Origin of the sequence: Bradyrhizobium sp., from assembly GCF_016213215.1 — a bacterium.
Classification (GTDB): Bacteria; Pseudomonadota; Alphaproteobacteria; order Rhizobiales; family Xanthobacteraceae; genus Bradyrhizobium.
Genome location: NZ_JACRAW010000098.1, coordinates 17,802 through 43,149 on the forward strand (window position 1 = coordinate 17,802; position 25,348 = coordinate 43,149).

Below are 25,348 nucleotides of genomic sequence, written 5' to 3' on the forward strand. Positions count from 1 at the left end.
CCGGCACCTGGCCGCCGTTCAGGCCCGCCAGAAGGGTTTTTCGGTTTCAAAGGCGACATCGCTCCGGCTGACGCCGATGTCCTGGAGATCGCGGTCAGTCCATTGGGCAAGCTCACGCCGGGTCCGGTAACGCTCGCGCCACAGATGAATCGTTTCGGCGAGCTGGGAGAGCAGGCCTGGCGCATGATGATTTGTCATCGTTTGGTGGGCAAGGATGGACATTTTCCACTCCTGTATCTAACCTTCAGCGGTAATATCTGTCCGTTATTCGGCTTCCACAAACGACAATTTGTACCGTTTCGGATGAAATAAATTCATGAGATGGAACCGGCCATGAGCGCCAGGCTGCCTTCCTTGAACGGACTACGGGCTTTCGAGGCCGCAGCCCGGCATTTGAGCTTCACCCAGGCCGCGGCCGAGCTGAACGTCACCCAGACCGCGATCAGCCATCAGATCCGCCGGCTCGAGGAAGAACTGGGGCTGCGCCTGTTCGTGCGGCAGAACCGCTCGCTGTCGCTGACGGCCGAAGCGCGCGAGTATCTTCCCGGGGTTCGCGCCGCCTTCAACGACCTCAAGCTTGCGACCGACCGGTTGCTTCGCCGCGACGACGGTCACGTGCTGACCGTCTCGACCCTCGCTTCGCTGGCCGCCAAGTGGCTGCTGCCGCGCCTTGCCGATTTCCAGGAGTCCCACCCCGGCATCGACGTCCGCATTGCCACTTCGACCAGCCTGGTCGATTTCGAGCGCGACAAGGTCGATGCCGCGATCCGCTACGGCCGCGGCCAGTGGCCGGGCGTTCGCGCCGACTGGCTGATGGCGGATGAACTGTTTCCGGTCTGCAGCCCGGCGCTGCTGACCGGCGACAAGCCGCTGCGCTCTCCGGAAGACCTCAAGGATCACGTGCTGCTTCATGCCATCAACGGCGACGACTGGCGGCTGTGGCTCACGGCCGCCGGCCTGCCGACCGACATCTCCAAGCAGCCGGGCGTCACCTTCGATCTGATGTTCATGACTGTGCAGGCGGCGATCGACGGTCTCGGCATCGCCATGGGCCGCACCACCTACGTTCAGGACGACATCACCAAGGGCAGGCTGGTGGTCCCGTTCAGGATCGCGCTGCCGGCGAATGCCGGTTTCTATCTGGTCACGCCGCAGGCGCGCGCCGACGCGCCAAAGCTCGCCGCATTCCGGCAGTGGCTGACCGCCTCGGCGCAGAACAAGGCGTGAAACCGCTGCGGGAGGACGATGAAAGCGCGCGCCGGTCACGGCACGATCAGAGATCGACCACCACATAGTCGCTCTCGACCCGGACCGCGACGATCTCCGCCACATAGGGCCCCTTCACCACATTCGCGCCCGGCTCGACGTGAGCCGGATAGGCCTTGGCGCGGAAGCGGCGGGGATCGCAGTAGGATTGCCCGGTGCGCACGTCGAACTCCCAGCCGTGCCACGGACACCGGATGATCTCGCCCAGCCGGGTGTATTCGATCTCGCCGGGATTTTTGGATTGCGCGAGGCCGATCAGCGGACCTTCGCACAGCGCGGCGCCCTGGTGCGGGCAACGATTGAGAAGCCCGAAAAACTCGCCATTGATGTTGAACACCGCGATCGGCCGGCCGTCGATTTCGAGGAATTTGCGCGTGCCTGGGGGCAGTTCATCCACCGGCGCGATGACGTGACGGGCCATACTTATCTTTTTCGCATAATTTGTTCGAGAAACCGGTAGCCGCTCTTTCGGATCATGCGATCAATTGATCCGGTACAGCTTGCGCGCATTGCCGAGATAGAACGCCTCGCGATTGGCCTCGGAAACACCGGGCGGCAACACCCGCGACGGCTCGTCGAAATCCCAATGCGGATAATCGGTCGCGAACAGCAGCCTGTCCCAGCCGATCCACTTGATCACATCGAACAGATGATCGCGGTGCTCCGGATCCTCCATCGGCTGCGTCGTCCACCAGACATGCTCGCGAATATAGTCCGACGGCGGTCGCCGCACGTGCGGCACCTCGCTGCGCAGCCGTCGCCATACCTTGTCCAGGCGCCAGCACAGCGACGGCGCCCAGCCGAACCCGGCCTCGATCATCACCATGTTCAGCCTGGGGAAGCGCTCGAACGCGCCTTCCAGCACGATGCTCGCCAGCGCCGACTGCTGGCACTGCGAATGGCCGACCATCTCCTCGATGTAGTAGCTGGGCCAGCCCGACGGCGTGATCGGATTGCCGCCGAAGCCGAAGGCATGAATGCCGACCGGAAGCCCGGCCTCTTCCGCCGCCTGGTAGATCGGCCAGTAGCGACGCTTGCCGAGCGGCTCCACGTTGCGGCTGAGCAGCAGCACCTGCACGAAATTCCTGTCTCCCGCGCGCTCGCGGATTTCAGCCGCCGCGCTCACCGCGTCCTCGTTGCCGACGACGATCGACGCCTTGAGGCGATGGTCCTTGCTCGTCCACTTCTCGATCTGCCAGTCGTTGATCGCCGAGCACAGCGCCGCGCTCAGCTCGGGATTGCGGATGCCCTGCCCGCTTGCGAGCGGGTTGAGGATGCCGAGCGTCACGTTGTTGGGATCGAGGTGCTGCTTCTGCATGAACGGCAGCGAGGAACCCTGCGGGCCGCCTTCCGGCGGCCAGGCGTCGCGGCGCGAAGCATTGGGCTGGGCCTTGGGATAGGGCGGGCCGTCCATCATGCCCTGATAGGCATGCACGCCGTAGGTTTCGAGATGCTCCTGCCAGCGTTTGGCGAGGTAGGGGTAGAGCTCGGTCCTGGTGGCGCGGGTCGGATGAATGTCACAGTCGGCGATCGCGGTCTTGATCGAGACGGGGGAAGCAGGCTCGGGTCGGTCGCGGTACTGGATATTCATGGCCTTGCCTCCTTTGGCGACGGCTCATTCAGGCGCGAGTAAGTCGCGAGCGGATTGTCGATCATGATCTTGCGCACGAGATCGGCGGAAAGTCCTGGCGGCAGTGCGTCGTCGCCGTCGAATTGCCAGTGCGGATAGTCAGTAGAGAATAGGAGCAATTCGTCGGACTGCATATGATCAAACAGGCGATTTAATGTCGTTCCGTCCGGCGGCGCATCGATCGGTTGCAGTGAGAAGCGGATGTTGCTGCGCACAATCTCGAGCGGCGGCCGATCCACCCATGGCGTCTCCATGCGGACGCCGCGCCAGAACTTGTGCAGCCGCCAGAGATAGGGCGGCAGCCAGGTGAACCCGGACTCCAGCATCACCATCTTCAGCCGGGGATAGCGGGCGAACACGCCCTCGACGATCAGGCTGGTGAGCTGGGTCTGGAACGCCTGCGCCTGCGCGACATAGTCCTCGATGTGATAGGAACCCCAGCCCACCGAAGTCGGCGGGTTGTGATAGTTCGCGCCGGCATGGATGCCGACCGGAAGGCCATGCCGTTCGGCCGCCTCATAGATCGGCCACAGGCTGCGCTTTCCGAGCGGCACGTCGCCCATCACCAGCATCAGCACCTGGACGAAGCGAGGGTCGCTCGCGCAGCGCTCGATTTCCGCGACCGATTTCGCAACGCTCTGCACGGGGATCACGATCGAGCCGCGCAGCCGCGGCTCCTCGTCCAGCCACTCCCTCGCCAGCCAGTCGTTCAGCGCGCGGCAGAACGCGTCGGCCATGTCTTCGGAAAACACCATCTGCACGCCATAGAGCGGATTGCAGATCGCGTGGCTGACCTTGAAAGGATCGAGCACATGGCGGCGCATGTCATGCAGGCTCGATCCCGGCTTGCCCGTGTCGGGACGCCAATCCGGCCGCGCCGAGATCGGCGAGTTGGCCGGATAGGATTGCGAGACGAGATCGGTCATGCCGCGCGTCGTCACCTGGTCGCGCCAGTAGTCGTTCAGATAGGGCAGCAGGCTGGTGAGATGCGGCACCGCCGGGTGCACGTCGCAATCCACGCCGCCGGCGATGAGTTGTGCCATCACGTTTCCTCTTCGGCCGGCTTTTCAGTCAGTTTGGCCGCGCAGCCTTGTTGCGCTATTCAAGCAGGCCTCCGCCGCCGCCGCAACACGGCAGGGCGCGTGATCATGTGCTAGTGAAGACTGACGGATTTTTCAGGGAGGCCGGGGATGAAAGAACTTGTCATCATTGCGGAACAGATCGCCGCGACACTGGTTGAGCGCAAACAGACCGTCGCGGTCGCGGAATCCTCGACCGGCGGGCTGATTTCGGCTGCGCTGCTCGCCGTGCCCGGCGCATCCGCCTACTTCCTCGGCTCCGCGGTGGTCTATACCCGCGATGCGCGGCGTATCCTCATGGACATTCCCGATGATGCGATGCGGGGCATCCGCTCGGCATCGGAGCCTTACGCCAAGCTGCTCTCCGAACAGATCCGACGCCGCTTTGGTGCCGACTGGGGCGTTTCGGAAACCGGTGCCGCGGGACCTGCCGGCAACCGTTATGGCGATGCCGCCGGCCACAGCTGCATGGCGGTCGCGGGCGCGGAGACGAAGGTCACGACGCTGGAGACCGGCCTCAGCGACCGCCGCGCCAACATGCACGCCTTCGCCGCGACGGCGATGAATTTGCTGCTGAAGGAGTTGGGGCGGTGAGTCTCCCGCCGCCATTGGGGAGTTAGTGGTGAGCGCTTCGCCACCCCAATGATGGTCATCACCTAGCTTGACGACCCAGTGAATGGCGTTCTCATGCATCCACATCGTCATCGCGAGGAGCGTCAGCGACGAAACAATCCAGAATGTTTCTGCGGAGATATTCTGGATTGCTTCGCTTCGCTCGCAATGACGAATCAAAACGGCCTCACCGATTCAACTTTCAAAGAAGCAGACACGACATCGCATTCTCGCGGCATGTTCTGCCCGAGTTTTGCTTCGTTCCTCACCCTCTTATCTGGCAGTCTTATCTGGAAGAGGGCGCAGGGAAGACCGGGTGCCCGCTGCACCCGCGGTCTCGTGTGCAAGTAGCGCAAGAAAGCCGCACACGAGCATACAGGTACAGCGACGACACCCGGCCTTCCCTGCGCAGTGGGTTGACGGCTTATGGCGCGCTCTCCCCGGAGACGAATTCGTCTTGCCTCCGTCGCTTCGCGAATTGACGGCACATCCAAGCCCGGTTGGGTCGATGCACCTCCGCAAAGCTTGACACCAGCAACGGGTGCCGAGACCACACGGTTTTGCCGTAAGCGGAATTCGTTCTTCGCCACAGGGTCCGATGATTTCGTGCACGAGTTCATCGAATTTGTTGACGAAGCGAACTTGCAGCGCCGTTCGTCTTTGCGCGCCGCGAACCACTCACGGAAACCGCCCTGTGGTTTGCACCTCGCGCCGGCGCTGCCGCGTCCACCGCATCCCACCGCGCAGTTCGTGACGACTCGCGATCCGCCCCTCGTGTCGGGTGCGATGCCCGGCAACATACGCCGTTTTCTGTTTCGGGAAAAGCGAAATATTTTTGATGCGGAGTCTTGACAGGATTTGCGGTGGTTTGCCCGTCGGGCAGACCGGTTTCCCACATAACCCGTCATTCCGGGTCGCGCGAAGCGCGAGCCCGGAATCCATCGGGCCGCGCAACGAGCCGCCGAATGGATTCCGGGCCTGCGTGCTCCGCACGCATCCCGGAATGACGGCTCTGTGGCGCGAGAGACCGTAGGGCGGATTAGCCGAAGGCGTAATCCGCCTCCTTGTTCGACGCTGAGCGGCGGATTACGCCGCGCTGATCCGCCCTACGATACTACGATACTGAATCCATATCGTCTTTGCGAGCGAAGCGAAGCAATCCAGAATGTTCCCGCGGAGACACTCTCGATTGCTTCGTCGCCTTGCTCCTAGGAATGAAAGTCCAGCGGAAGGGCGCTACGTCTCACCGCTCCCGGAACGCGCGCATGAGCTGGTCGCTGAGCGGCTTCATCAGGTAGGAGAACATGGTCCGGTCGCCGGTCTGGACGAAGGCTTCGACCGGCATGCCGGGGATCAGCTTGACATCGCCGAGGCGCCTGACCTCCTCCGCCGGCATCGAGACGCGGATGGTGTAGTAGCTCTGACCGGTGCGCTGGTCCGTGGTGACATCGGGCGAGACGCGGGTGACGACGCCGCTCAGCTCGGGGGTGGTGTGCTGGTTGAAGGCGGACAGGCGCAGCAGCGTCTTCTGGCCGACCTGCAGCTTGTCGATGTCTGCCGGATTGACCTTGGCCTCGACCTGGAGGTCGTCGGCCTGCGGCACGATCAACATGAGTGCGTCGCCGGCGGTGACGACGCCGCCGACGGTGTGGACCGTCGACTGCAGCACCATGCCGTCCTGCGGGGCGCGGATGTCGACCCGGCGGAGCTGGTCCTCGGCGGTGACCTTGCGCTCGATCAGCTCGCCGATCCTGTCGTTGGTCTCGCGCAGGTCCTTGGAGACCTCGCTCACCATGTCCCTGTCGATCTGGATGATCTGCAGCTCGATCTCGGTGATCTTGCCCTTGGCCTGGGCGCGCGAGGCGATGTATTGCGCCCGCTCGCCGGTAAGCCGCGCGGCGTCGCGCTCGAGCGTCGTCAGGCGCGAAATCTGCACCAGGTGCTTCTCGTAGAGCTCGCGCACGCCGTCGAGCTCCTTCTGCACCAGCACAATCTCCCGGTCCTTGGCTGTCTCCTGGGCGGCGAGGCCGGCGATCTCGTTGTTCAGCTGGGTGACGCGCTCGCGCAGCTGCGCCTTCTGCCCGGCCCGGCCGGTGACGCGGACCTCGAACAGTTTGCTTTCGCTCGCCATCAGCGACTTCACCTCGGGATCGCCCGCGCGCTCGAGCAGCTGCGCCGGGAATTCGAGTGCGTCGAGGCCGCGCTGCTCGGCCTGCAGACGCGCGGCGCGAGCGAGCGCGGCGTCGAGGTTCTTGGTGACAATGGCAAGGTTGGCCCTGGTGATCGTGTCGTCGAGGCGCACCAGGATGTCGCCCGTCTTGACCACATCGCCGTCGCGGGCGCGCAGTTCGCCGACCACGCCGCCGGTCGGATGCTGGACCTTCTTCACGTTGGATTCGACGACGATCTGGCCCGGCGCGATCAGCGCGCCCGAGATCGCGACCGTCGAGGCCCACCCGCCGAGCCCGCCCGCAAGGACGATCATGACCGCAAGGCCCAGGATCAGGTGCAGCCGGATCGACTCCCGCACGCCCTTGGCGGCTTCCTCGGCTTTAGCGGCCGTGGTCTTCGGAAGCGCCTTCATGGTTTGGCCGCTCCTGAATCGGAGACGATCTTGATCGGCGAAGGCGCCGCCACGCGCGGCTGCAGCACCTGGGCCAGCACCTGCTCCTTCGGCCCGAACGCCTGCATGCGGCCGTCGCGCAGCACGAGGATCTGGTCGACCGCCTCGATGCCGATCGGCCGGTGCGCGACCACGATCACGATCGCACCACGCTCGCGCGCCGCGCGCACCGCGCGCGTCAGCGCCTCGTCGCCCTCCGTGTCGAGATTGGAGTTCGGCTCGTCGAGCACGATCAGGAACGGATTGCCATAAAGCGCGCGCGCCAGCGCCACCCGCTGAGCCTGTCCGGCGGAGAGCGAGGTGCCCTGCTCGCCGACCTGGGTGTTGTAGCCGTCGCGCATCTTGATGATCATCTCGTGCACGCCGGCCTCCTTGGCGGCCGCGATGATCTGTTCCGAGCTCGCCTCGGGATCGAAGCGGCAGATGTTCTGCGCGATGGTTCCGGCGAATAATTCGACGTCCTGCGGCAGATAGCCGATGTGGCGGCCGAGCACGTCCGACGACCACTGGTCGAGCGCCGCGCCGTCGAGCCGCACCTTGCCGCGCACCGGCTGCCAGACCCCGACCAGCGCCCGGATCAGCGATGACTTGCCCGAGCCGCTCGGGCCGATGACCCCAAGCCCGTTGCCGGCGTTGAGCACGAAGTTCGCGTCCTGCACGATGACTTTCTGGTCGCCCGGCGCGACGATGCTGACGCCCTCGACCGACAGCCGGTTCGACGGAGGCTGCAGCAGGGTCGGCGCCTCGTGCGGCGGCAACTGTTCGAGCAGAATGTTGAGCCGGTGCCAGCTCTGGCGGGCGGCGACGAAGGCCTTCCAGTGCGCGATCGCAAGATCGACCGGCGCGAGCGCCCGGGCGCTCAGGATAGAGCCAGCGATGATGATGCCGGCGGTCGCCTCCTGGTGAATGACGAGATAGGCCCCGACCGCGAGCACGGCCGATTGCAGCATCATGCGCAGGACCTTGGCGACGGCACCCAGCCCGCCGGTGACGTCGCTGGCGCGCTGATTGCCCTCAAGGTACTTCTCGTTGACTTCGCCCCACCGCCGCGACATGCGGCCGGACATTCCCATCGCCACCAGCACTTCGGCGTTGCGACGGCTCGCCGCGGCGAGATCGTTGCGTCGCGCGGCAAGCCCAATCGCTTCGCGCGCCGGCTGCCGCGCCATGAATTCGGTGATCAGCGTCAGGCCGACCAGGATGATCGCGCCGATCAGCGCGGTGACGCCGATCAGGACGTGAAACGCAAAGCAGATGGCGAGATAGAGCGGCAGCCACGGCAGGTCGAAGAACGCACCCGGGCCCATGCTGCCGAGGAAGGAACGCACGTTGTCGAGGTCGCGCAGCGGCTGCAGGCCCTCGTTGCGGTTACCGATCATCAGCGGCAGGCGGATGACGCTGTCGAACACCCGATTGTTGAGGGTTTCGTCGAGCGCGGTTCCGACCCGGCCCAGGATGCGGCCGCGGATCGTGTCGAGCACACCCTGGGCGATGTACAGGCCGCACGCCAGAATGATCAGGCCGACCAGCGTCGGCACGCTGCGGCTGGGAAGCACCCGGTCGTAGATCTCGAGCATGAAGATCGACCCGGTCAGATAGAGCAGGTTGATCATGCAGCTCATCACGCCGACGCCGATGAACGCGCTGCGGCAGGCGCGCAGCGCGTCGCCGAGTTCGGAACGCCGGACGCCGGGAACGGCTGCCATCAGTCCTGATCTCTTCGGGTGTGGGGTCGTCGGACCCCTGATTCACAAAGCAAATTGGAAGTGCACGCAGCGCCTATTAATACCGGTTTTTGCCGGCAGCGTCCAATGGTGTGGCGTTAACCGTAAAGCTGGGCCGAAGGGGCGTGCGCAGGAAAGGGCGCCTTGCCGCCAAGGCTTCCCTTTCACCTCTCTCCGTACGCGGCGAATAGACCGTGCGAGCAGTCTGGCTTCGCGGCTGCCAATGTCGCCGCTACAGCCGGCCGCCGGTGCGGACCAGGCGCACCACCACAAGCAGGATGACGGCGCCGATGGCGGAATAGATGATCTCCGAGACGAGACCGGTACCGAGACGAATGCCGAGCCGCGGGAACAGGAAGCTCGCGATCAGCGCACCGAGGATGCCGATCACGATATCGCCGACGATGCCGAAGCCGGTCCCGTGCACGATCTTGCCCGCCAGCCAGCCGGCCACCAGACCGACGAACAGGATGACCAGAATGCCTTCGTTGGAAATGTACATATGCGATCCCCCTCGATTGTCCGCATCGGCCGCCGCCGGAACCTAGCGGCAATCGCCGGACAAGACGATCGAATTTTCCGGATTTTCAACCGGTCAGGTCAGGTCGTTGACAGGGCCGGCTCTGCCAGTACGCAGCGCGCGGTGCGGCCGGGCGAAATCGCCACGTTGGGCGGCAATTGTTCGTGGCAGCGCGGCTGCGCGAAGGCGCAGCGCGGCGCGAAGGAGCAGCTGTGCGGCACCTTGTCGAGCGAGGGCGGCGTCCCGGGTATCGTCTCCAGCCGCTGGCCGCGGCTTGTGCCATGGACCGTGGAAGCGAGCAGCCCCCTGGCATAGGGGTGAGCCGGCGAGCGCACGATGTCGCGCAGCGTGCCCTGCTCGACGATCTGGCCCGCATACATCACCGCGACCCGGTCGCAGATCTCGATCGCGACGCCGATGTCGTGGGTGACGAAGATGACCGACATGCCGAACTCGCGCTGCAGCTCCCGAAGCAGTAGCAGGATCTGGATCTGGACGGTGGCATCGAGCGCCGTGGTCGGCTCGTCCGCGAGCAGGATTTTCGGCCGGCAGGCGAGCGCCAGCGCGATCATGGCACGCTGGCGCATGCCGCCGGACATTTCATGCGGGTAGGAATCGAGCCGGCGCCTGGCGGAGGGAATGCGCACCACCTCCAGCATCTGGAGCGCGCGGGCCCTTGCTTCCGCGTGGCTCCTGCCTTCGTGACGCACCACGGTCTCGGCGATCTGCCGGCCGATGGTGTAGACGGGATCGAGCGCCAGCGCCGGCTCCTGGAAGATCATCGAGACCGTCTGGCCTCGGAACGCGCTCAGTTCCTCCTCCCCCAGCGCCAGCACTTCGCGCCCGAGCACCTTGACGCTGCCCGAGATCTGCGTCCGCTTCTTCGGCAACAGCCGCATCAAGGCGCGCAGCGTGACGCTCTTGCCCGAGCCGGACTCGCCGAGAAGGCCGAGCACCTCGCCATCGCCGAGCGACAGACTGAGATCGTTCACGGCATGGACCGTGCGCTCGCCGGTGAAGCGAATGTTGAGGCCGTTGATCTCGACGAGCCGGGTCATGGCAGCTTCGGCACTTTCGTGTGGAAGTCGGTGGCGCGCTGGAACGCGGCCCCGATGGTGAGCAGCGTCGCTTCGTCGAAGGAGCGGCCGATGAGCTGCATGCCGACGGGAAGACCGCTCCTGGTGAAGCCGCTCGGTACGACCAGCGACGGCAGGCCGAGATAGTTGATCGGCCGGGTGAACAGCGTGACGCGCTGGATCATCGCCGCCGCGTCCGGGCCGGCGCCGACGTCGCTGTCTTCGATGGTGGGAGCCGGCACCGGAGACGCCGGCGCCAGAACGGCATCGACGGCGAAGGTGGCGGCCATCTGCGCGGCGAGCGCGGAAGCGCGCCAGCGCATGGCTTCCAGATAGGTGACGGCGGGAATGGCGAGGCCGTATTGCAGGCGCATCAACACCTGCGGGCTGTAATCCTGCGGCCGCTCGATCATCCAGCGCTTGTGGAACGCCGCCGATTCCGCCGCGAGCACGATCATGCTCGCAGCCGACATTTGCCGCTGGTCGGGCAGCTCGACCTTGACGATGTCGGCCCCCTCCCGCTTCAGCACGGCAATGGTCTCGTCGAGCACGCGGGCGACCTCGCTATCGAGATCGTCGACATAGAAGGCGGTCGGCACGCCGATCTTCAGGCCCTTGAGCGAACTCCTGGTCGCGGCGACATAGTCCTGGACGGGCGCGGTGCTCGCGGTGGGATCCTCCGGATCAGGTCCGGCGATGAGGGCGAGCAACAGCGCGCAGTCCTCCGCGGTGCGCGCCAGCGGCCCCACGGTGTCGAGCGACTGCGACAGCGGCATGGCGCCGGCGCGGCTGACGCGGCCATAGGTCGTCTTCAAGCCGGTGACGCCGCAGAAATGCGCGGGCAGACGGATCGAACCGCCGGTGTCGGAGCCGAGCGCGCCGAAGGTCAGCCGCGCCGCCACCGCCGCGCCCGAGCCGGACGACGAGCCGCCGGTGATGTGCGCGGGCGCGAAAGGATTATGCACCGCGCCGTAATGGCTGTTGTGGCCGGTCGCGCCGTAGGCGAATTCCGCCATTTGCAGCGAGCCGAGGCGGATGGAGCCTGCATCCTTCAGGCGCTGCAAGGCAGTCGACGTAGTGGCGGCCACGAAGTCGCGGCGGATCAGCGAGCCGCACGTCACGACCTTGCCGGCGTCGTAATACATGTCCTTGTGCGCGAGCGGCACGCCGTGCAGCGGCCCGCGCAACTCGCCACCGGCCAGCGCCGCGTCGGCCTCATGGGCGGCCTTCAGCGCCGCTTCCGCCTCGATCGCCATGAAGGCGTTCAGGCGCGGGTGCCATTCCGCAATGCGGTGCAGGCAGGCGCGGGTCGCCTCGTGCGAGGACAGTTGCTTCATCGCGATCGCACGCGCGACCTCGACGAGGCTCATCAGGGCCGGATCGAGGCTCATTTCGACACCTTCGTCATCTGCGCGAGCACATACATCGCCGGCTCGAGGTCGAACGGCAGGCTGCCGGCGATCGGCGCGAAGGCGTCGAACGCGGGGCAGATCGAATTCGCAACGCGCGTTGCGGCCTCGTCGTCGACGGGCAGATCGGCGACGCGAGCCATCATCCTGATTTCTTTTGCGGTCGGTTTGGTCATGATGCTTCCTTTGCCGGCGCGCGGCTATGGCCGGATCCCGGAATGGCCATATAGCACGCCGCCTGATGACCCATTGTATCGAGCGGGAATAGCGGTGGTGTCGCATTCGCGCAGAGCGGCTCCGCAAACGGACAACGGGTATGAAAGCGGCAGCCGGGCGGCGGATCGATCGGATTTGGCGGATCGCCCGAGATCGGCGGAGTTTCGGTGCGCCGGTCCGGATCGGACGACGGCATCGCCGCGAGCAGCGCCTTGGTATAGGGATGGGCGGGCGCGTCCCACACCTGATCCACCGGGCCGAGTTCGACCACCTCGCCGAGGTACATCACCAGCACGCGGTCGGAGATGTAGCGGACCACGTTGAGATCGTGGCTGATGAAAAGATAGGTCAGGCCGAATTCGCGCTTGAGATCCACCAGCAGGTTGAGCACCTGGGCCTCGACCGATTTGTCGAGCGCGGAGACCGCCTCGTCGAGGATCACGAGCCGCGGCGACAGCGCCAGCGCGCGCGCGATGTTGACGCGCTGGCGCTGGCCGCCCGAGATCTCGTGCGGATAGCGGTTGGCAAAGGTTTCCGGCCGCAAGCCGACCTTGCCGAGCAGTTCGCGCGCCAGCGTCCGCGCCGCGCCATCGGCCATGCCGTGGACCTTGGGGCCGAAGGCGATCGAATCCTCGATCGTCAGGCGCGGATTGAGCGAGGCGTAGCTGTCCTGGAACACCATCTGCATGCCGCGCCGCAGTTCGCGCAAGGACAGCGCCTGGCCGACCTGCATGCCGTCATAAATGATCTCGCCGGTATCGCGCGTCATCAGATGCATCAAGAGCCGGGCGGTGGTCGACTTGCCGCAGCCGGACTCGCCGACGATGCCGACCGTCTCGCCCTTCATGACCGAGAAGGAGACGTTGTCGACCGCGCGCACGGTCTTGCGCGCGCCGAACAGGTCGCCGCGCACCGGGAAGTGCTTGGTCAGGCCCTCGACCTGGAGCAGCGGCTGCGCCGCGCCGCCGCGGTCCTCGACCGGCTCGAGCATCTCGATGGTGGGAGGCGTCTCACTCATTGCGCTAGTTCCGGATGTCCATGGCGCTGCGCATGCCATCGCTGAGCAGGTTAAAGCAGATCGAGACCATAAAGATCATCGCGCCCGGCAGGGCCGCGACCCACGGATTGACATAGATCGCGGTGCGCAGCGTGTTCAGCATCAGGCCCCATTCGGGCTCCGGCGGCTTTGTCCCCAAACCGAGGAAGGAGAGGCCGGCAGCGAGAATCATCGACACCGAGACCAGGCTGGTGGCGTAGACGAAGATCGGACCGAGCACGTTGCCGAGCATGTGCACGCGCATGATGGTGAAGGGTCCGGCGCCGGAAGCGCGCGCCGCCTCGACGAAGTCCATGTGGCGCACGCCGGTGGTGACGCTTTCGGCGACGCGGCTGATCTGCGGCACGAACACGATGGTCAGCGCGACGATGGAGTTGGTGATGCCGGCGCCCAGCGCGCCTGATATCGCGATCGCCAGCAGCACGGAGGGAAAGGCGTAGAACACGTCGACCGTGCGCATGATCGCGGTGTTGACCCTGCCGCCGACGTAGCCGGCGACGAGGCCGAGCGAGGTGCCGACGCAGAACGCCAAGATCACCGGCAGGATGCCGATGACGAGCGACAGCCGGCCGCCATAGACGAGGCGCGCCAGCATGTCGCGGCCAAGCTCGTCGGTGCCGAGCGGATAGCCGGGCGTGCCGATATGACGGAGCCTGCGGATCATCGAGCCCTGATAGGGATCGGCCAGCCCCAGCCACGGCGCGATCAGCGCGGAGATGAAGATGATGAGCAGCACGACGGCGCAGACCACGCTGACCTTGTCGCGCAGAATGCGCCGGCCGACCGTCGCCCAGTAGCCGCGCGCCTTGGTGGCGGGCGCCGCCTGGAGCGCCGTGTCCGACATGGCGGGAATCGGGAGCTCGCTCACGTCAGCCCCGCTTGATGCGCGGGTCGATCGCGGCCTGCGCGATATCGACCAGAAGATTGAGGAAGACGAAGAACAGCGCCAGCACCAGGATCGTGCCCTGCAGCAGCGGCAGGTCGCGCTGGAAGATCGCCGAGTTGAGCAGGAAGCCGGAGCCCGGCCACGAGAACACGGTCTCGATCAGGATCGAGCCGCCGAGCATGTAGCCGAGCTGCAACCCCATCACCGCAAGCGCGGTAGGCGCGGCGTTCTTGACGACGTGGCGGAACACCCCTCGTTCGCGCAGGCCCTTGGCGCGCAGCGCCTCGACGAAATCCTGGCTCAGAATGTCGCCGGTCAGCGCGCGCACGGTGCGGGTGACGATCCCCATCGGGATCACCGAAGTGGTGATGGCGGGCAGGACGAGGTAGCGCAAATGCTCCCAATCCCATCCCCAAGCCCCGGAACCGCCGGGGCCGGCACCGACCGCCGGCAGCCAGTTGAGCTCGACGGAAAAGATGATGACCAGCAGCATGCCGAGCCAGTAATGCGGCACCGAGACCCCGGCGATTGCAAAGGAGGTCGCGACCTTGTCGACCCAGCTTTCGCGGAAGTAGCCGGCGATCAGGCCGAACAACAGGCCGAGGGTGAAGCCGATCATCGCCGCGGCAACGGCGAGCGTCACCGTGTTGCCGACCGCGCGCATCACTTCTGACAGCACGGGCCGGCCGGTCGCAATCGAATTGCCGAGATCGCCATGGATCGCCCGCCACAGCCACAGGCCGAACTGCACCGGCAACGGCCGGTCGAAGCCGTAGGCTGCGCGCAACTGTGCCGCGAGCTCCTCCGAGGCGTCCGCCGGCAGCACCGCTACAAGCGGATCGCCGGGCGTGATGTGCACGAGCAGGAAGCACACCAGCGCCACGCTGGCCACGATCGGGATCACATAAACGATGCGTCGGGCGATATAGGCGAGCACCAGGGATACCTTGATCTTCCTTCTCCCCTTGTGGGAGAAGGTGGCGCGCATGAAATGCGCGCCGGATGAGGGGTTGTGTCGGCGGATACAGGTCTTCTGATGAGAGACGTTCGTCCGCGGAAACAGACCCCTCACCCGGCTTCGCGTTCCGCGAAGCCACCCTCTCCCACAAGGGGAGAGGGCAACGACTATGCCCGTCTTACTGCGCCATCGAGACCGGCGAGAAGTCGACGAACCAGCTCTTCGGCTGCACGAAGCCCTTGACCTTCGGGCTCATGGCGCGCGGCGCGACATCGTGCGCGACATAGAGGAACGCCGCGTCGTCGACCGAGGCCGCATGCAGTTCGGCGAGCGCTGCATCGCGCGCGACCGGATCGAAGGTCTGCCGCGCCTTGGTGACCAGCTCGTCGAACTTGGGATTGTGGATGTAACCCCAGTTGTTCGAGACCGGCGGAGCCATCGACGACTGCTGGAAGCGCACCAGTGCGAAGAACGGGTCCATCGCCGCATAGGTGACGTTGATGGCATTGGCGCCGTTCGCGGTCGGATCCTTGGCGCCACGACGCCAGTTGGTGAACAGCGTATTCCATTCGATGACGTCAAGCTTCACATCGAAGTAGCACTCGCCCAATGCCTGCTGCAGATACTCGTTCATCGGCAGCGGCAGCATCTGGCCCGAGCCCGATGCCGAGGTCTGGATCTTCACCGTCAGCTTCTTGTTCGGACCGAAGCCGGCCTCCTGCATCAGCTTCTGCGCCGCGGTCTTATCGAACTTGATCTGGAACGTCGGGTTGCCGCGCCAGGGATGGCCGGGCTCGAAGGTACCGGTCGCCGACACCATCAGGCCGGCGAGCAGGCCCTCCTTGAGGCCTTCGCGATCGATGCAGAGATTGGCGGCCTTGCGGACGCGGATGTCGTTCCAGGGCGAGCCTTCGACACGGGAGAACTGCCACGGCCAGACATGCGGGGATTCGTTGGCCTTGAGCTGGAAGCCGCGCTGCTTGATTTCCTTGATCGCATCCGGTGCCGGCGCTTCGACCCAGTCGACCTGACCGGAGAGTAGCGCCGCGGTGCGGGCATTGGCCTCCGGCATCGGCAGCAGCACCATCCTGTCGGTCTTGGGCACGCGCGCCTTGTCCCAATAGTTCGCGTTCTTGACGAGTTCGAGCCGCTCGCGCGGTGTGAATTTCGCCATCTTCCACGGGCCGGTACCCGAGGCATCCTTGGCAAACGCCGCCCAGGCCGCCTGCGACTTCGCCTTGGCATCGGCGCCTTCGGCGCTGTCGAAGAACTTCTGCCACTTGGCCGGGCTCGCCATGAAGAGGTTGGTGAGGTTGATCGGCAGGAAGCTGTCCGGCTCCTTGGTGGAGAGCTCCACCGTCATGTCGTCGATCTTGCGCGCGGAGGCCAGCGTCGGCATGCGCGAGGCGGTCACGCCGACCTGGCTGGCGTCGAATTGCGGCGCATCCTGCTTCAGGACCTTTTCGACGTTCCAGACCACCGCGTCCGCGTTGAAAGGCGAGCCATCATGGAAGGTGACGCCGGGGCGCAGCTTAAACACCCATTTCTTCTTGTCGGTGTCATCCACCTTCCATTCGGTGGCAAGGCCCGGAATGACGACGCTCGCCTTGTCCGCCGAGGACAAGTCCCACATCGTCAGCCCGTCGTACATGGTGAGGCCGGTGAAGCGATTGCCCTCGAAGCCTTGATCGGGCTGGCCGAGGGTGCGCGGAATATCGGCAGCCGTCATCCCGATGCGCAGCACCGTTTCCGCGCCGGCACTACGCGGCAGCCCGGCTGCTGCAGCCAGCACCAGCGCAGCAGTCGCCAGAACCGCATGATTTCTTCGCCATCTCTCAACACGCATTGCCTCAGTCCTCTGCTTGACGGATTAATTTGTATACAAACGTTGCAAACCCCGTGCCAAAGCCGCCCCCCGGCACGGTCCGAATTCCGGGACTTCCGCTTGTTTCACAACTGATTGTGCAGGCGCGCCCTCCCTATTTCCACTGCCCAATGTGGCATCAAGCTTGCTTGCTAAGCTGCAAATGACAATTAGGAGCTTACTTCATGCGCATTCGAATTTCGATGGCTAACGCGATCCTCGCGCTCGCCTTGTCAGTGATTTCTCCGCTATCCGCACGCGCCGAACAGGTCGTACGCTACGGAATATCGATGGCGGACATACCGCTGACGACAGGCCAGCCCGATCGCGGCGCCGGCGCCTATCAATTCACAGGTTACACCATCTACGACCCGCTCGTTGCCTGGGAAATGGACGTCGCCGAGCGGCCCGGAAAGCTGGTGCCGGGGCTGGCGACCGAATGGAAGGTCGACGACAACGACAAGACCAAGTGGCGCTTCACCCTGCGCAAGGGCGTCAAATTCCATGACGGCAGCGACTTCAATGCCGACGCGGTAATCTGGAATCTGGACAAAGTGCTCAATGACAAGGCACCACAGTTCGACAAGCGGCAGAGCGCACAGGTCAAGACCCGGCTGCCTTCGGTCGCGAGCTACGCCAAGATCGACGACTACAAGGTGGAGATCAAGACCAAGACGATCGACTCCTTCTTTCCCTACCAGATGCTCTGGTTCCTGGTTTCGAGCCCGGCGCAATACGAGAAGCTGGGCAAGGATTGGGACAAGTTCGCCACCCAGCCCTCGGGCACCGGCCCGTTCAAACTGATGAAACTCGTGCCGCGCGAGCTCGCCGAGCTCTCCAGGAACCCGGACTACTGGAACAAGAAGCGCATCCCGAAGGCCGACAAGATGATCCTGGTGCCGATGCCGGAGGCGCTGACGCGCACCAACGCGCTGCTCGCCGGCCAGGTCGACCTGATCGAAACGCCGGCGCCCGATGCGGTGCCGCAGCTGAAAGGCGCCGGCATGAAGATCGTCGACAACATCACCCCGCACGTCTGGAATTATCACTTAAGCGTGCTGCCCGGCTCGCCCTGGACCGATATCCGCCTGCGCAAGGCGCTCAATCTTGCCATCGACCGCGAGGCGGTGGTGGGGTTGATGAACGGTCTGGCCAAGCCCGCCAAGGGCCAGGTCGACCCGTCGAGCCCGTGGTTCGGCAAGCCGACCTTCGACCTCAAATACGATCCCTCCGCCGCCAGGAAACTGGTCGAGGAAGCCGGCTACTCCAGGAACAAGCCGCTGAAGGCCACGTTCATCATCGCGCAGGGCGGCACTGGACAGATGCTGTCGCTGCCGATGAATGAGTTCGTTCAGCAGAGCTTCAAGGAGATCGGCATCGATATCGACTTCAAGGTGGTCGAGCTCGAGACCCTGTACACGCATTGGCGCAAGGGTGCCGCCGACGAGATGAACGCCGGCATCACCTCCAACAACATCGCCTATGTGACCTCGGACCCGCTCTACGCCATCGTGCGCTTCTTCCATTCGGGACAGATCGCGCCGGTCGGCGTCAACTGGGGCGGCTACAAGAACCCCAAGGTCGATGCGCTGATCGACGAGGCCAAGCAGACCTTCGATCCGGCCAAGCAGGATGAACTACTGGCGCAGGCCCATGCGCAGGTCGTCGATGACGCGGTACTGGTCTGGGTGGTGCACGACACCAACCCGCACGCGCTATCGCCGAAAATCAAGCAGTTCGTGCAGGCGCAGCACTGGTTCCAGGACCTGACCACGATCGGGCAGTAGGTCGGCGTCGGAAGCACGGGCGCAAAGGGACGAGGTCGATCGGGTCAGTTGCCGCTGGCTGTGTTGACACCTCGTCCCGCCTGTTGAGAGGGGCCAGATCGCCCCGGGGCGATCCGGCGTTCATTTCTCGGGACGCGACAATCGATACGAAACGGCGCCATAGGTACTTACGACATAGGGCACGAAGTAGGTCAAAACGATCTTTGTCCGGCTGAGGGATATGGTCGCGTCACCCTGATTATAAGATTGAGGACGGTGTCAACCATGAGCGCAACGCAGGTGGGCCGAAAAGGTATCCCGTCAGAAAGCGAATACTGAACGGCTAGTCTCAGGCGCAACATGACGCTCTCGTTGAAACGGTTATTCTAGTAGGCATCGAACAAAGAGGGAAGCTGGCGACTCCATCTCGTGATCAAGCATCTCGACAACCGTCCGCAACGCCGGCCGGCACACAACGAACCGTCTCGCTGGCCCCCTCGACGAATCGATTTCGTCGCGCGGCCCTTCATCCGGCGGCGAAGAAGTTGAGGAAGGTGCGTCCCTGGTCGGACAACCAGTCCACCTCACCGGTAATATATCCAGCGAGCCGCCCCCGCCGATCGATGATGTAGGAAATCGGCATTCCCCAAAGCACGAAGGGCGTGGGCGCCTCGCTTTCGGCCCGCCTGGCGATGCGTCCGAGCGGATCAAGAAACGGTCGAAGCCGGGTCACATTGAGCTGCTTCAGGAACGAGGCAACCACCGGATGCCCGGCCTGGTCGATCGAGACGGCCACGATCTCCAGCTCTGTTTCACCAGCCCTTCGCTGCAGCCCATCCAGCAGCGGCAATTCGCGGCGGCAGGGCGGGCACCAGGTCGCCCAGAAGTTCACCAAGATCGCCTTCCCGCGCAACGAATTCAACGCAACAAGCTTGCCATCAATACGCTCCAGGACCAGGGTCGGGACCTCGTTCAAAGGCCGGAGTTCGACGAATTGCGAGCGTGCTGTTCGAAGCGGCGGCGGTCCGCTGTCCGTCGTGTTTGCCTGCGCTCGCGCTACGGCGGATAGAACTGATCCACCCACGCCCGCCAGGAACGCCCGGCGCGATCGCGACAAACCTTCAGCGTCCATGGGCGGCGGACCCGTCGCCTTCCGGCCCGATCAGATATTCACGAACCAGAAGCCGCGCCCGGTGCAAGCGGGCCTTTGCTGTCGCGACAGTCAAGCCGAGGCGCTCGCATATTTCCGCGATGGTCAACTCCTCGAAGTCGCGCAGCAGGATCATTTCGAGATAGTGAGGTGGCAACGACTCGAGAGCGGAGGCGAGTTCCACCCGCAGCTCGTCGCTCGACCGCTGCGCGAGATCCGCCGCAACCCGATCATCATCGAGCGCCTCCTGCCCGAACATCCTGCGGGAGAGCCGCGCGCATTCCCGGCGCACGATGGTAAAGAGCCATCCCGCAAAAGACGCGGCGCTCTCAAGCGAGCGGACGTGCCGCGTCACGATCAGCAGCGCCTCCTGCACCGCATCATCGATTTCACTCATCACACAGTGGCGCATGGCGTAGCGGCGCGCATCAGATTGACACTCGGCCAACAATTGGTCGAGTGCCGCCGGGTCACCGCCCTGTGCGCGGACGATCAGATGATGCCGATTCACCGCTATCGCCATGCCGAGCGCCTTAGCCTTCAAGCTTCCGGCCGACCATGGCGCAGGCGGGGCAGAAGCCGAACAGGCCCGACAACGCCGCCATGGCACCCATGAGACCCACGGCCCAGCCGGTCATCGTTGGACCGAAGTAGGCCAGGGACGCCCCAATGAGACCGACGCCCATGACCACCCTGACTGCGCGCTCCCAACCGGGAACATTCTTGACGTAGAACATCTTCATCCTCCTTTTCGGACCGAGGAGAGCTTCCTCACCCCGCAAGAGGCTGAAAATGCCGAAAAGGATTCGCGTGCCCGAAACAATTTCTTACCGCCTCGTAGGACGAGGCGACGATCAACCATCCGCCTTGTGGCCATGATGATTTGACCTGCAGGTTGAACGCTTGACGTCGCGACACGACGGTCCTGATCCCAGCCGTCAACGCAGGGAGAACCGTCTCGCTTGGCCTTGATGACGACATGCACGACCATCCGAGGCTAGTTCGCCCGTTTCCCGCAAAAGGTTACCGGCTGCTGAAGATAATCGAGCCGAGCGGGCATTCGGTGATGATTTCTCCGCTGGCTCGATCCGATGTGCGGATCGCGTGCGCTCGCACCCCGCCTCAGTGGGGACCGAGATAGCCAACCACGAACATCACGATATACGTCGTCCAAGCGACAATGCATTCGCGCAAGAAATGGGTCTCACGGACTCGTGACAAGCCCGGAGGGTAACTGCGGCTGACCTCGGAACGAATCAATCGATGCACCTTCGCCGAGCCTGGCGAAGCACTCTCGAGAGGAAAAGATCAATGTCTGCGAAGAATGTTGTGAGTTCGCTCATCCTCGCCGGTGCCGTTACCACCGCGCTTGCGACCATTGCCGCCGCCGGCCCGCTGACGAAAGCCGAGGGGGAAGCCGCCATGGCTGCCCAAAAGGAGAAGTGTTACGGCGTCGCCCTGAAGGGTCAGAACGATTGCGCCGCGGGCCCCGGCACGACCTGCCAAGGCACCTCGACCGTCGACTTCCAGGGCAACGCGTGGAAGTTCGTTCAGGGCGGGACCTGCGCCAGCATTAAGCTGCCGAACGGCAAGCATGGTTCTCTGAAGCCGATCTGACGCGGCAAGAACGCACGATTATCGCAGGAAGGCGGAGAAACAACATGAGCGAAGCGCTGAGCCCAAATGCGTCTGTGGCAACGCCTCTTCGCCTTCCGGCGTTTCCGATCGGCGGCCGCGCAGGAACGAGCTTCAAGCATGAGCACCTCCGCGCGATTCTTGCCGAAGGTGGACAGCGAGGCTTCTTTGAAGTCCATGCCGAGAATTACATGGGGGCTGGAGGACCGCCGCATCGAGCTCTGGAAGCCGTGCGTCGCGATTATCCGGTGTCACTGCACGGAGTATGCATGTCGATCGGTGGTCGACAACCGCTCGATCAAGCGCACTTGGCACGCTTCCGCAATCTGGTCCACCGCTATGAGCCGGCTCTGGTTTCCGAGCACCTGGCCTGGTCGACGCACGAGACCACCTATTTCAACGATCTCCTGCCCTTGCCATATACCGAGGCGACCCTTGGCCGGGTATGCGATCACATCGACGAGGTTCAGGAAGCGATCCACTGCCCCCTCCTTCTGGAAAACCCGTCGACCTATGTCCTGTTTCGCGAATCGACGATGAGCGAGACGGAGTTCATCCGGCGTGTCGCACAGCGCACAGGTTGCCGCTTGCTGCTCGACATCAACAACGTTTTCGTGTCGGCAACCAATCACGGCTTCTCCGCGCTGGACTATCTTTCCGACTTCCCGCTCTCGAGCATTGGCGAAATCCACCTCGCGGGTCATGCCGAACAGGCGGACGACGAGGGAGATCCCCTTCTGATCGACAGTCACGATTGTCCGGTCGCGGACGCCGTGTGGCGGCTGTTCGAGAACGTCATCGGACGGGCCGGCCCCATCCCGACGCTCATCGAGTGGGACAGCAAGATTCCAGAATGGCCGATTCTGAGGGCCGAGGCGGCCGCAGCGCAGGAGATCCTTGACCGTTATCGGACCGCCACTTTGCCGGGAGACTGCGATGCCGCTGCTTGAGGTCGCCTCACACTCCTATGCGCCGGCGTTTGCGGCAGCGCTGCTCCGCCCGGACCGGGAGCCGCCGTCCATCGTCATGGGCCCCCGCGGAAAGGCTGCGGCCAAGCGCTACAACGTCTACCGCAACAACGTCATGGTCAGCCTGATCGACGCCCTTGCCGCGATTTACCCCGGCGTGCAGCGCGTCACCGGCGTCGACTTCTTCCGCGCCATGGCGCGCTTCCATATCCGCGCCACTCCACCCACCTCGCCGCTGCTGTTCGACTATGGCCGCGATCTTCCCGCCTTTATCGAGCGATATGAGTATGCCCGGTCGATGCCGTGGCTTGCCGACACGGCGCGAATGGAGAGGGCATGGCTCGATGCTTATCATGCCGCTGATGCCGAGCCGCTGTCGGCAGCATCCTTGGCCGCGGTCCCGTCATGCCAACTCGCCGAGCTCGTTTTCACGGCACATCCGGCCACAAGAATTGTCCGGTCGCGGTTCTCCGCCCTGACGATCTTCGTAGCCAATCGCAGCAATGACCCGGTGGGCTCGATCAACGCAGCTTCACCGGAGGACGCCCTCATTACGCGGCCGGACTATGATGTCGTTGTCCGGCATCTTCCGCCGGGAGGAGCCGTATTCCTTACGCATTTGATCTCGGGGCGACCGCTCGGCGAGGCCGCCGCATCGACGCTGGAGATTTCGCCTGCCTTTGATGTTGCAGCGGGCATCGCCGGCCTGATCCAGGCGGGCGCATTCACCGCGGTCACATTCGGAGAACCCTGATGAGAGCCGATCGATGGGGCATGGCCGGTCAGGGCCTTCAGCAGATCGGTATCCTGACCGACAAGGCGAACCGCCTGGTGCAGGCGGTGGCGGTGCCCTCCGTGGTTCAGCTTGTGTTACGAGTGGCGCTGGCGGTGCCGTTCTGGCGCTCCGGCATCCTCAAATGGGATGGCTTTTTGAAGCTGAGTGATATTGCCGTCACTCTGTTCACTGACGAGTTCATGCTGCACCTGCCGGGCGGCCCCTACCCATTTCCGGCGCCGGCCGTGATGGCGTTCCTCTCCGGATCGGCCGAGATCATTTTCCCGGTTCTGCTCGTCCTCGGACTTGCCACCCGCTTTGCGGCGCTCGGTTTGCTGTTCATGACCGCCATCGTCGAACTCACCGTACCCGACGGCTGGCCCGTCCATATCACCTGGGCGGCAATGGCTCTGAGCATCATGGCTTTTGGACCCGGGCGAATATCGATCGACCACTTGATGTCTCGGCTTCAGCGCGCGCCGGAGAATGGCCGACATTCCCATAATGCAGGGTGAATTGACGAGCTCGCCAGCCCTCAAAGACTTCTCCAGAGCTGACGCGGCGCAACCCATGCTCGGTCGCTAATCTCCACTGCGTCTCTGAGGGTTTGTCAGTCATCCCGAGCACTACGGTGTTCGCCATTGTCGCAGCAACCACGGGGCATTGCATTTGTAAGGCTTGGTTGCATTAAATGGGGTCCTGCCCTGGTGGCAGGCGCTTTTCATTCCGAGACTGTTTGCAGCGCCATTGCCCCTCGACAATGAGGTCCATCCTTGTGATGAATCGTATCACCGCCGCCTTCTTGCTTGTCACTTCGCTCTTCATGAGCGCTGAGGGCAAAGCTACAACAGGCAGCGCGTAGGACACGTTGCAACGCAGTGAAACCAATCATCTGGAAAGGATGATTTACAGACAGCGTGTCGCTCACGCTCAACCAATCCTTATAGCCGAGTTCACCCGGCGAGACCGTCAAGCGAGCCTGATTCGGCGCCAGCCGGTCGCGTTGTCCTTGCTGCAGTCGAATATCACCCAAAGCCCATCAAGCGACGGCGGAACGGGAATACTCCGCCAACCGCAAATGAAGTCAGGATCATTTGCGTCCAAGGGCACTTGAATGTCGCGCGTGTACACGCGTTCGATGACAATTGCGCCGTCCATGGAAAAGTCTCGCCTCTTTCCGGGGAAACGATGTGTTCGCCCTGTCGCTGCAGGACAGCGCGCAGTTACACCGGAGCATTGAAACGGCAGGGCTTCCGCCGCCGCGGAAGGGATGCCTTGGTCGCGAACCTCTTCTTTGGGCGGAGGTCTCTTGTTCGACACCAGCCTCCTGCCCGTTCACACGCCGTAGAAAATCTTGATTTCCCACAGCAAGACGACGATAGCCAATAACAGCGTGGCTGCCGCCAATACACTCTCCAGGGAAGCAACTCTCATCGTACTCTCCGCTTCCCAGCCCCGTTTACGGGTCTAGTTGATTCGTTGATTCTCGTTCAATTGCGCGGTCATTCTGCTGGAAAACTGAGTGGCAGCTTGTGGTTTGCGGGCCACACCATTTCCGTAATATCCCGGATCAGGCGCGGGGTTTGCCGACCTCTCGTCTGCTGCTGCGGGAGATGGAAAGGAACAAACGCGCAAGTGCCGGCGGCGAAAGACTCGTCCTGCCGCCGCTACACGCAACTGCGCGGCACGGTTCCCAAAATGGAACCCCGGCGCACCGCCCACGCTGACAGAAGCTGGCGGAGCGCCCGAGGATGGAAACGAGCCACAAGCCGTCTCTCTCCAAGGCTGTCCGCCGCGGCCTGCCTCAGCAACAGCAGTTGCCCGACCGTCGCGGCGCTTGCGGCTGCTCGCGCTCATTCCTGCGGACGCGCCAATCGATAGGAAACGGCGCCGTAGGTGCTTACGGCATAGGGCACGAAGTAGGTCAAAACGATCTTCGTCCAGTTGATCGACATGGCGCCGAAAAGGGCATCGCCCTGATTGATGAGATTAAGGATAGTGCCGACGACGAGCGCCACGTAGGTGGACCGAACGGGTATCCCGTCGGAAAGCGAATACTGAATGGCGAGTTTCAGGCGTGACATGACGTCCTCGTTAAAACGGACGTTCTAGTACGCCTTCAACCAAGACGGAA

General features: G+C 63.9%; 27 protein-coding genes. 8 read left to right on the forward strand and 19 right to left on the reverse strand.

All coding sequences use genetic code 11. The annotated features are described in order from the left end of the window. Positions 1-18: 18 nt before the first annotated feature. Positions 19-222 (reverse strand): DUF1127 domain-containing protein, encoded by a 204-nt coding sequence (locus HY852_RS16895; RefSeq protein WP_291605922.1) that lies wholly within the window; start codon positions 220-222, stop codon positions 19-21. 111 nt (positions 223-333) lie between these two features. Between HY852_RS16895 and HY852_RS16900 the strand changes: the two genes are divergently transcribed. Further along, positions 334-1,227: a transcriptional regulator GcvA gene (locus HY852_RS16900; RefSeq protein WP_291605923.1), complete on the forward strand. Its 894-nt coding sequence runs from the start codon at positions 334-336 to the stop codon at positions 1,225-1,227. 46 nt (positions 1,228-1,273) lie between these two features. Here HY852_RS16900 and HY852_RS16905 read toward each other — a convergent pair whose 3' ends face one another. Genes HY852_RS16905 through HY852_RS16915 form a run of 3 tightly spaced genes read right to left on the reverse strand, consistent with a single transcriptional unit; the run spans position 1,274 to position 3,939 of the window. After that, positions 1,274-1,687: a Rieske (2Fe-2S) protein gene (locus HY852_RS16905; protein WP_291605924.1), complete on the reverse strand. Its 414-nt coding sequence runs from the start codon at positions 1,685-1,687 to the stop codon at positions 1,274-1,276. Positions 1,688-1,747: 60 nt separating this feature from the next. After that, a complete protein-coding gene (locus HY852_RS16910; RefSeq protein ID WP_291605925.1) occupies positions 1,748-2,857 on the reverse strand; it encodes an amidohydrolase family protein in 1,110 nt (369 codons plus the stop codon). Further along, complete coding sequence (locus tag HY852_RS16915; protein ID WP_291605926.1) at positions 2,854-3,939, reverse strand: amidohydrolase family protein; 1,086 nt, start codon at positions 3,937-3,939, stop codon at positions 2,854-2,856. The genes HY852_RS16910 and HY852_RS16915 overlap by 4 nt, the downstream gene beginning before the upstream one ends. 147 nt (positions 3,940-4,086) lie before the next feature. Here HY852_RS16915 and HY852_RS16920 point away from each other — a divergent pair, with 147 nt between their 5' ends. Together HY852_RS16920 and HY852_RS16925 are read left to right on the forward strand one after the other, a co-directional pair. Next, a complete protein-coding gene (locus HY852_RS16920; protein WP_291605927.1) occupies positions 4,087-4,569 on the forward strand; it encodes a CinA family protein in 483 nt (160 codons plus the stop codon). A gap of 624 nt (positions 4,570-5,193) precedes the next feature. Continuing rightward, the gene (locus HY852_RS16925; protein WP_291605928.1) at positions 5,194-5,439 is read left to right on the forward strand and encodes a hypothetical protein; all 246 of its coding nucleotides are present in this window, start codon (positions 5,194-5,196) and stop codon (positions 5,437-5,439) included. Between the two features lie 391 nt (positions 5,440-5,830). Here the strand turns inward: HY852_RS16925 and HY852_RS16930 are convergent, their stop codons facing one another. The 10 genes from HY852_RS16930 to HY852_RS16975 form a co-directional block, all read right to left on the reverse strand. Beyond that, complete coding sequence (locus HY852_RS16930) at positions 5,831-7,171, reverse strand: HlyD family type I secretion periplasmic adaptor subunit (protein WP_291605929.1); 1,341 nt, start codon at positions 7,169-7,171, stop codon at positions 5,831-5,833. Further along, complete coding sequence (locus HY852_RS16935) at positions 7,168-8,916, reverse strand: type I secretion system permease/ATPase (RefSeq protein WP_291605930.1); 1,749 nt, start codon at positions 8,914-8,916, stop codon at positions 7,168-7,170. Before HY852_RS16935 ends, HY852_RS16930 begins: the two co-directional genes overlap by 4 nt. Positions 8,917-9,166: 250 nt before the next feature. Further along, entirely contained in the window at positions 9,167-9,436 is a 270-nt protein-coding gene (locus HY852_RS16940; protein ID WP_291605931.1) for a GlsB/YeaQ/YmgE family stress response membrane protein, read from the reverse strand. Between the two features lie 98 nt (positions 9,437-9,534). Next, positions 9,535-10,512 carry an ABC transporter ATP-binding protein gene (locus tag HY852_RS16945; RefSeq protein ID WP_291605932.1) on the reverse strand — a complete coding sequence of 326 codons (978 nt, stop codon included), beginning with the start codon at positions 10,510-10,512 and terminating at the stop codon, positions 9,535-9,537. After that, positions 10,509-11,921 (reverse strand): amidase, encoded by a 1,413-nt coding sequence (locus tag HY852_RS16950; RefSeq protein ID WP_291605933.1) that lies wholly within the window; start codon positions 11,919-11,921, stop codon positions 10,509-10,511. The genes HY852_RS16945 and HY852_RS16950 overlap by 4 nt, the downstream gene beginning before the upstream one ends. After that, on the reverse strand, positions 11,918-12,115 hold the full coding sequence (locus HY852_RS16955; RefSeq protein ID WP_291605934.1) for a hypothetical protein: 198 nt from the start codon (positions 12,113-12,115) through the stop codon (positions 11,918-11,920). The genes HY852_RS16950 and HY852_RS16955 overlap by 4 nt, the downstream gene beginning before the upstream one ends. Continuing rightward, complete coding sequence (locus tag HY852_RS16960; protein ID WP_291605935.1) at positions 12,112-13,173, reverse strand: ABC transporter ATP-binding protein; 1,062 nt, start codon at positions 13,171-13,173, stop codon at positions 12,112-12,114. The genes HY852_RS16955 and HY852_RS16960 overlap by 4 nt, the downstream gene beginning before the upstream one ends. A gap of 4 nt (positions 13,174-13,177) precedes the next feature. Next, positions 13,178-14,080 carry an ABC transporter permease gene (locus tag HY852_RS16965; protein WP_291605936.1) on the reverse strand — a complete coding sequence of 301 codons (903 nt, stop codon included), beginning with the start codon at positions 14,078-14,080 and terminating at the stop codon, positions 13,178-13,180. Between the two features lies 1 nt (position 14,081). Then, on the reverse strand, positions 14,082-15,035 hold the full coding sequence (locus HY852_RS16970; RefSeq protein WP_291606034.1) for an ABC transporter permease: 954 nt from the start codon (positions 15,033-15,035) through the stop codon (positions 14,082-14,084). 199 nt (positions 15,036-15,234) lie between these two features. Then, complete coding sequence (locus HY852_RS16975; protein WP_291605937.1) at positions 15,235-16,902, reverse strand: ABC transporter substrate-binding protein; 1,668 nt, start codon at positions 16,900-16,902, stop codon at positions 15,235-15,237. Positions 16,903-17,105: 203 nt separating this feature from the next. Between HY852_RS16975 and HY852_RS16980 the strand changes: the two genes are divergently transcribed. Continuing rightward, positions 17,106-18,707 carry an ABC transporter substrate-binding protein gene (locus HY852_RS16980; protein ID WP_291605938.1) on the forward strand — a complete coding sequence of 534 codons (1,602 nt, stop codon included), beginning with the start codon at positions 17,106-17,108 and terminating at the stop codon, positions 18,705-18,707. A 505-nt stretch (positions 18,708-19,212) separates the two neighbouring features. Here HY852_RS16980 and HY852_RS16985 read toward each other — a convergent pair. Genes HY852_RS16985 through HY852_RS16995 form a run of 3 tightly spaced genes read right to left on the reverse strand, consistent with a single transcriptional unit; the run spans position 19,213 to position 20,573 of the window. Further along, complete coding sequence (locus tag HY852_RS16985) at positions 19,213-19,818, reverse strand: TlpA disulfide reductase family protein (RefSeq protein WP_291605939.1); 606 nt, start codon at positions 19,816-19,818, stop codon at positions 19,213-19,215. Further along, positions 19,808-20,359, reverse strand: coding sequence for a sigma-70 family RNA polymerase sigma factor (locus HY852_RS16990; protein WP_291605940.1), 552 nt, complete (start codon positions 20,357-20,359; stop codon positions 19,808-19,810). The genes HY852_RS16985 and HY852_RS16990 overlap by 11 nt, the downstream gene beginning before the upstream one ends. Before the next feature lie 10 nt (positions 20,360-20,369). Further along, complete coding sequence (locus HY852_RS16995; protein ID WP_291605941.1) at positions 20,370-20,573, reverse strand: DUF2892 domain-containing protein; 204 nt, start codon at positions 20,571-20,573, stop codon at positions 20,370-20,372. Positions 20,574-21,147: 574 nt separating this feature from the next. Between HY852_RS16995 and HY852_RS17000 the strand changes: the two genes are divergently transcribed. From HY852_RS17000 to HY852_RS17015, 4 genes are read left to right on the forward strand one after another with little or no spacing between them, the layout of a single operon-like run. Beyond that, positions 21,148-21,453: a DUF2282 domain-containing protein gene (locus HY852_RS17000; RefSeq protein WP_291605942.1), complete on the forward strand. Its 306-nt coding sequence runs from the start codon at positions 21,148-21,150 to the stop codon at positions 21,451-21,453. A gap of 44 nt (positions 21,454-21,497) precedes the next feature. Continuing rightward, positions 21,498-22,421, forward strand: a complete 924-nt coding sequence (locus HY852_RS17005) for a DUF692 domain-containing protein (protein WP_291605943.1) — start codon at positions 21,498-21,500, stop codon at positions 22,419-22,421. Next, positions 22,408-23,193, forward strand: coding sequence for a DNA-binding domain-containing protein (locus HY852_RS17010; protein WP_291605944.1), 786 nt, complete (start codon positions 22,408-22,410; stop codon positions 23,191-23,193). Before HY852_RS17005 ends, HY852_RS17010 begins: the two co-directional genes overlap by 14 nt. Before the next feature lie 20 nt (positions 23,194-23,213). Next, positions 23,214-23,729: a DoxX family protein gene (locus HY852_RS17015; RefSeq protein ID WP_291606035.1), complete on the forward strand. Its 516-nt coding sequence runs from the start codon at positions 23,214-23,216 to the stop codon at positions 23,727-23,729. A gap of 206 nt (positions 23,730-23,935) precedes the next feature. Here HY852_RS17015 and HY852_RS17020 read toward each other — a convergent pair whose 3' ends face one another. Together HY852_RS17020 and nrtS are read right to left on the reverse strand one after the other, a co-directional pair. Next, a complete protein-coding gene (locus HY852_RS17020; RefSeq protein WP_291605945.1) occupies positions 23,936-24,142 on the reverse strand; it encodes a hypothetical protein in 207 nt (68 codons plus the stop codon). A gap of 925 nt (positions 24,143-25,067) precedes the next feature. Further along, a complete protein-coding gene (gene nrtS / locus HY852_RS17025) occupies positions 25,068-25,298 on the reverse strand; it encodes a nitrate/nitrite transporter NrtS (protein ID WP_291605946.1) in 231 nt (76 codons plus the stop codon). Positions 25,299-25,348 lie beyond the last annotated feature (50 nt).

Excerpts from the sequence above, each read along its gene's own strand:
- HY852_RS16895 (WP_291605922.1), bottom strand. The coding sequence starts at position 222 with ATGTCCATCCTTGCCCACCAAACGATGACAAATCATCATGCGCCAGGC.
- HY852_RS16900 (WP_291605923.1), top strand. The coding sequence starts at position 334 with ATGAGCGCCAGGCTGCCTTCCTTGAACGGACTACGGGCTTTCGAGGCC.
- HY852_RS16905 (WP_291605924.1), bottom strand. The coding sequence starts at position 1,687 with ATGGCCCGTCACGTCATCGCGCCGGTGGATGAACTGCCCCCAGGCACG.
- HY852_RS16910 (WP_291605925.1), bottom strand. The coding sequence starts at position 2,857 with ATGAATATCCAGTACCGCGACCGACCCGAGCCTGCTTCCCCCGTCTCG.
- HY852_RS16915 (WP_291605926.1), bottom strand. The coding sequence starts at position 3,939 with ATGGCACAACTCATCGCCGGCGGCGTGGATTGCGACGTGCACCCGGCG.
- HY852_RS16920 (WP_291605927.1), top strand. The coding sequence starts at position 4,087 with ATGAAAGAACTTGTCATCATTGCGGAACAGATCGCCGCGACACTGGTT.
- HY852_RS16930 (WP_291605929.1), bottom strand. The coding sequence starts at position 7,171 with ATGAAGGCGCTTCCGAAGACCACGGCCGCTAAAGCCGAGGAAGCCGCC.
- HY852_RS16935 (WP_291605930.1), bottom strand. The coding sequence starts at position 8,916 with ATGGCAGCCGTTCCCGGCGTCCGGCGTTCCGAACTCGGCGACGCGCTG.
- HY852_RS16940 (WP_291605931.1), bottom strand. The coding sequence starts at position 9,436 with ATGTACATTTCCAACGAAGGCATTCTGGTCATCCTGTTCGTCGGTCTG.
- HY852_RS16945 (WP_291605932.1), bottom strand. The coding sequence starts at position 10,512 with ATGACCCGGCTCGTCGAGATCAACGGCCTCAACATTCGCTTCACCGGC.
- HY852_RS16950 (WP_291605933.1), bottom strand. The coding sequence starts at position 11,921 with ATGAGCCTCGATCCGGCCCTGATGAGCCTCGTCGAGGTCGCGCGTGCG.
- HY852_RS16955 (WP_291605934.1), bottom strand. The coding sequence starts at position 12,115 with ATGACCAAACCGACCGCAAAAGAAATCAGGATGATGGCTCGCGTCGCC.
- HY852_RS16960 (WP_291605935.1), bottom strand. The coding sequence starts at position 13,173 with ATGAGTGAGACGCCTCCCACCATCGAGATGCTCGAGCCGGTCGAGGAC.
- HY852_RS16975 (WP_291605937.1), bottom strand. The coding sequence starts at position 16,902 with ATGCGTGTTGAGAGATGGCGAAGAAATCATGCGGTTCTGGCGACTGCT.
- HY852_RS16980 (WP_291605938.1), top strand. The coding sequence starts at position 17,106 with ATGCGCATTCGAATTTCGATGGCTAACGCGATCCTCGCGCTCGCCTTG.
- HY852_RS16985 (WP_291605939.1), bottom strand. The coding sequence starts at position 19,818 with ATGGACGCTGAAGGTTTGTCGCGATCGCGCCGGGCGTTCCTGGCGGGC.
- HY852_RS16990 (WP_291605940.1), bottom strand. The coding sequence starts at position 20,359 with ATGGCGATAGCGGTGAATCGGCATCATCTGATCGTCCGCGCACAGGGC.
- HY852_RS16995 (WP_291605941.1), bottom strand. The coding sequence starts at position 20,573 with ATGTTCTACGTCAAGAATGTTCCCGGTTGGGAGCGCGCAGTCAGGGTG.
- HY852_RS17000 (WP_291605942.1), top strand. The coding sequence starts at position 21,148 with ATGTCTGCGAAGAATGTTGTGAGTTCGCTCATCCTCGCCGGTGCCGTT.
- HY852_RS17005 (WP_291605943.1), top strand. The coding sequence starts at position 21,498 with ATGAGCGAAGCGCTGAGCCCAAATGCGTCTGTGGCAACGCCTCTTCGC.
- HY852_RS17010 (WP_291605944.1), top strand. The coding sequence starts at position 22,408 with ATGCCGCTGCTTGAGGTCGCCTCACACTCCTATGCGCCGGCGTTTGCG.
- HY852_RS17015 (WP_291606035.1), top strand. The coding sequence starts at position 23,214 with ATGGCCGGTCAGGGCCTTCAGCAGATCGGTATCCTGACCGACAAGGCG.
- nrtS (WP_291605946.1), bottom strand. The coding sequence starts at position 25,298 with ATGTCACGCCTGAAACTCGCCATTCAGTATTCGCTTTCCGACGGGATA.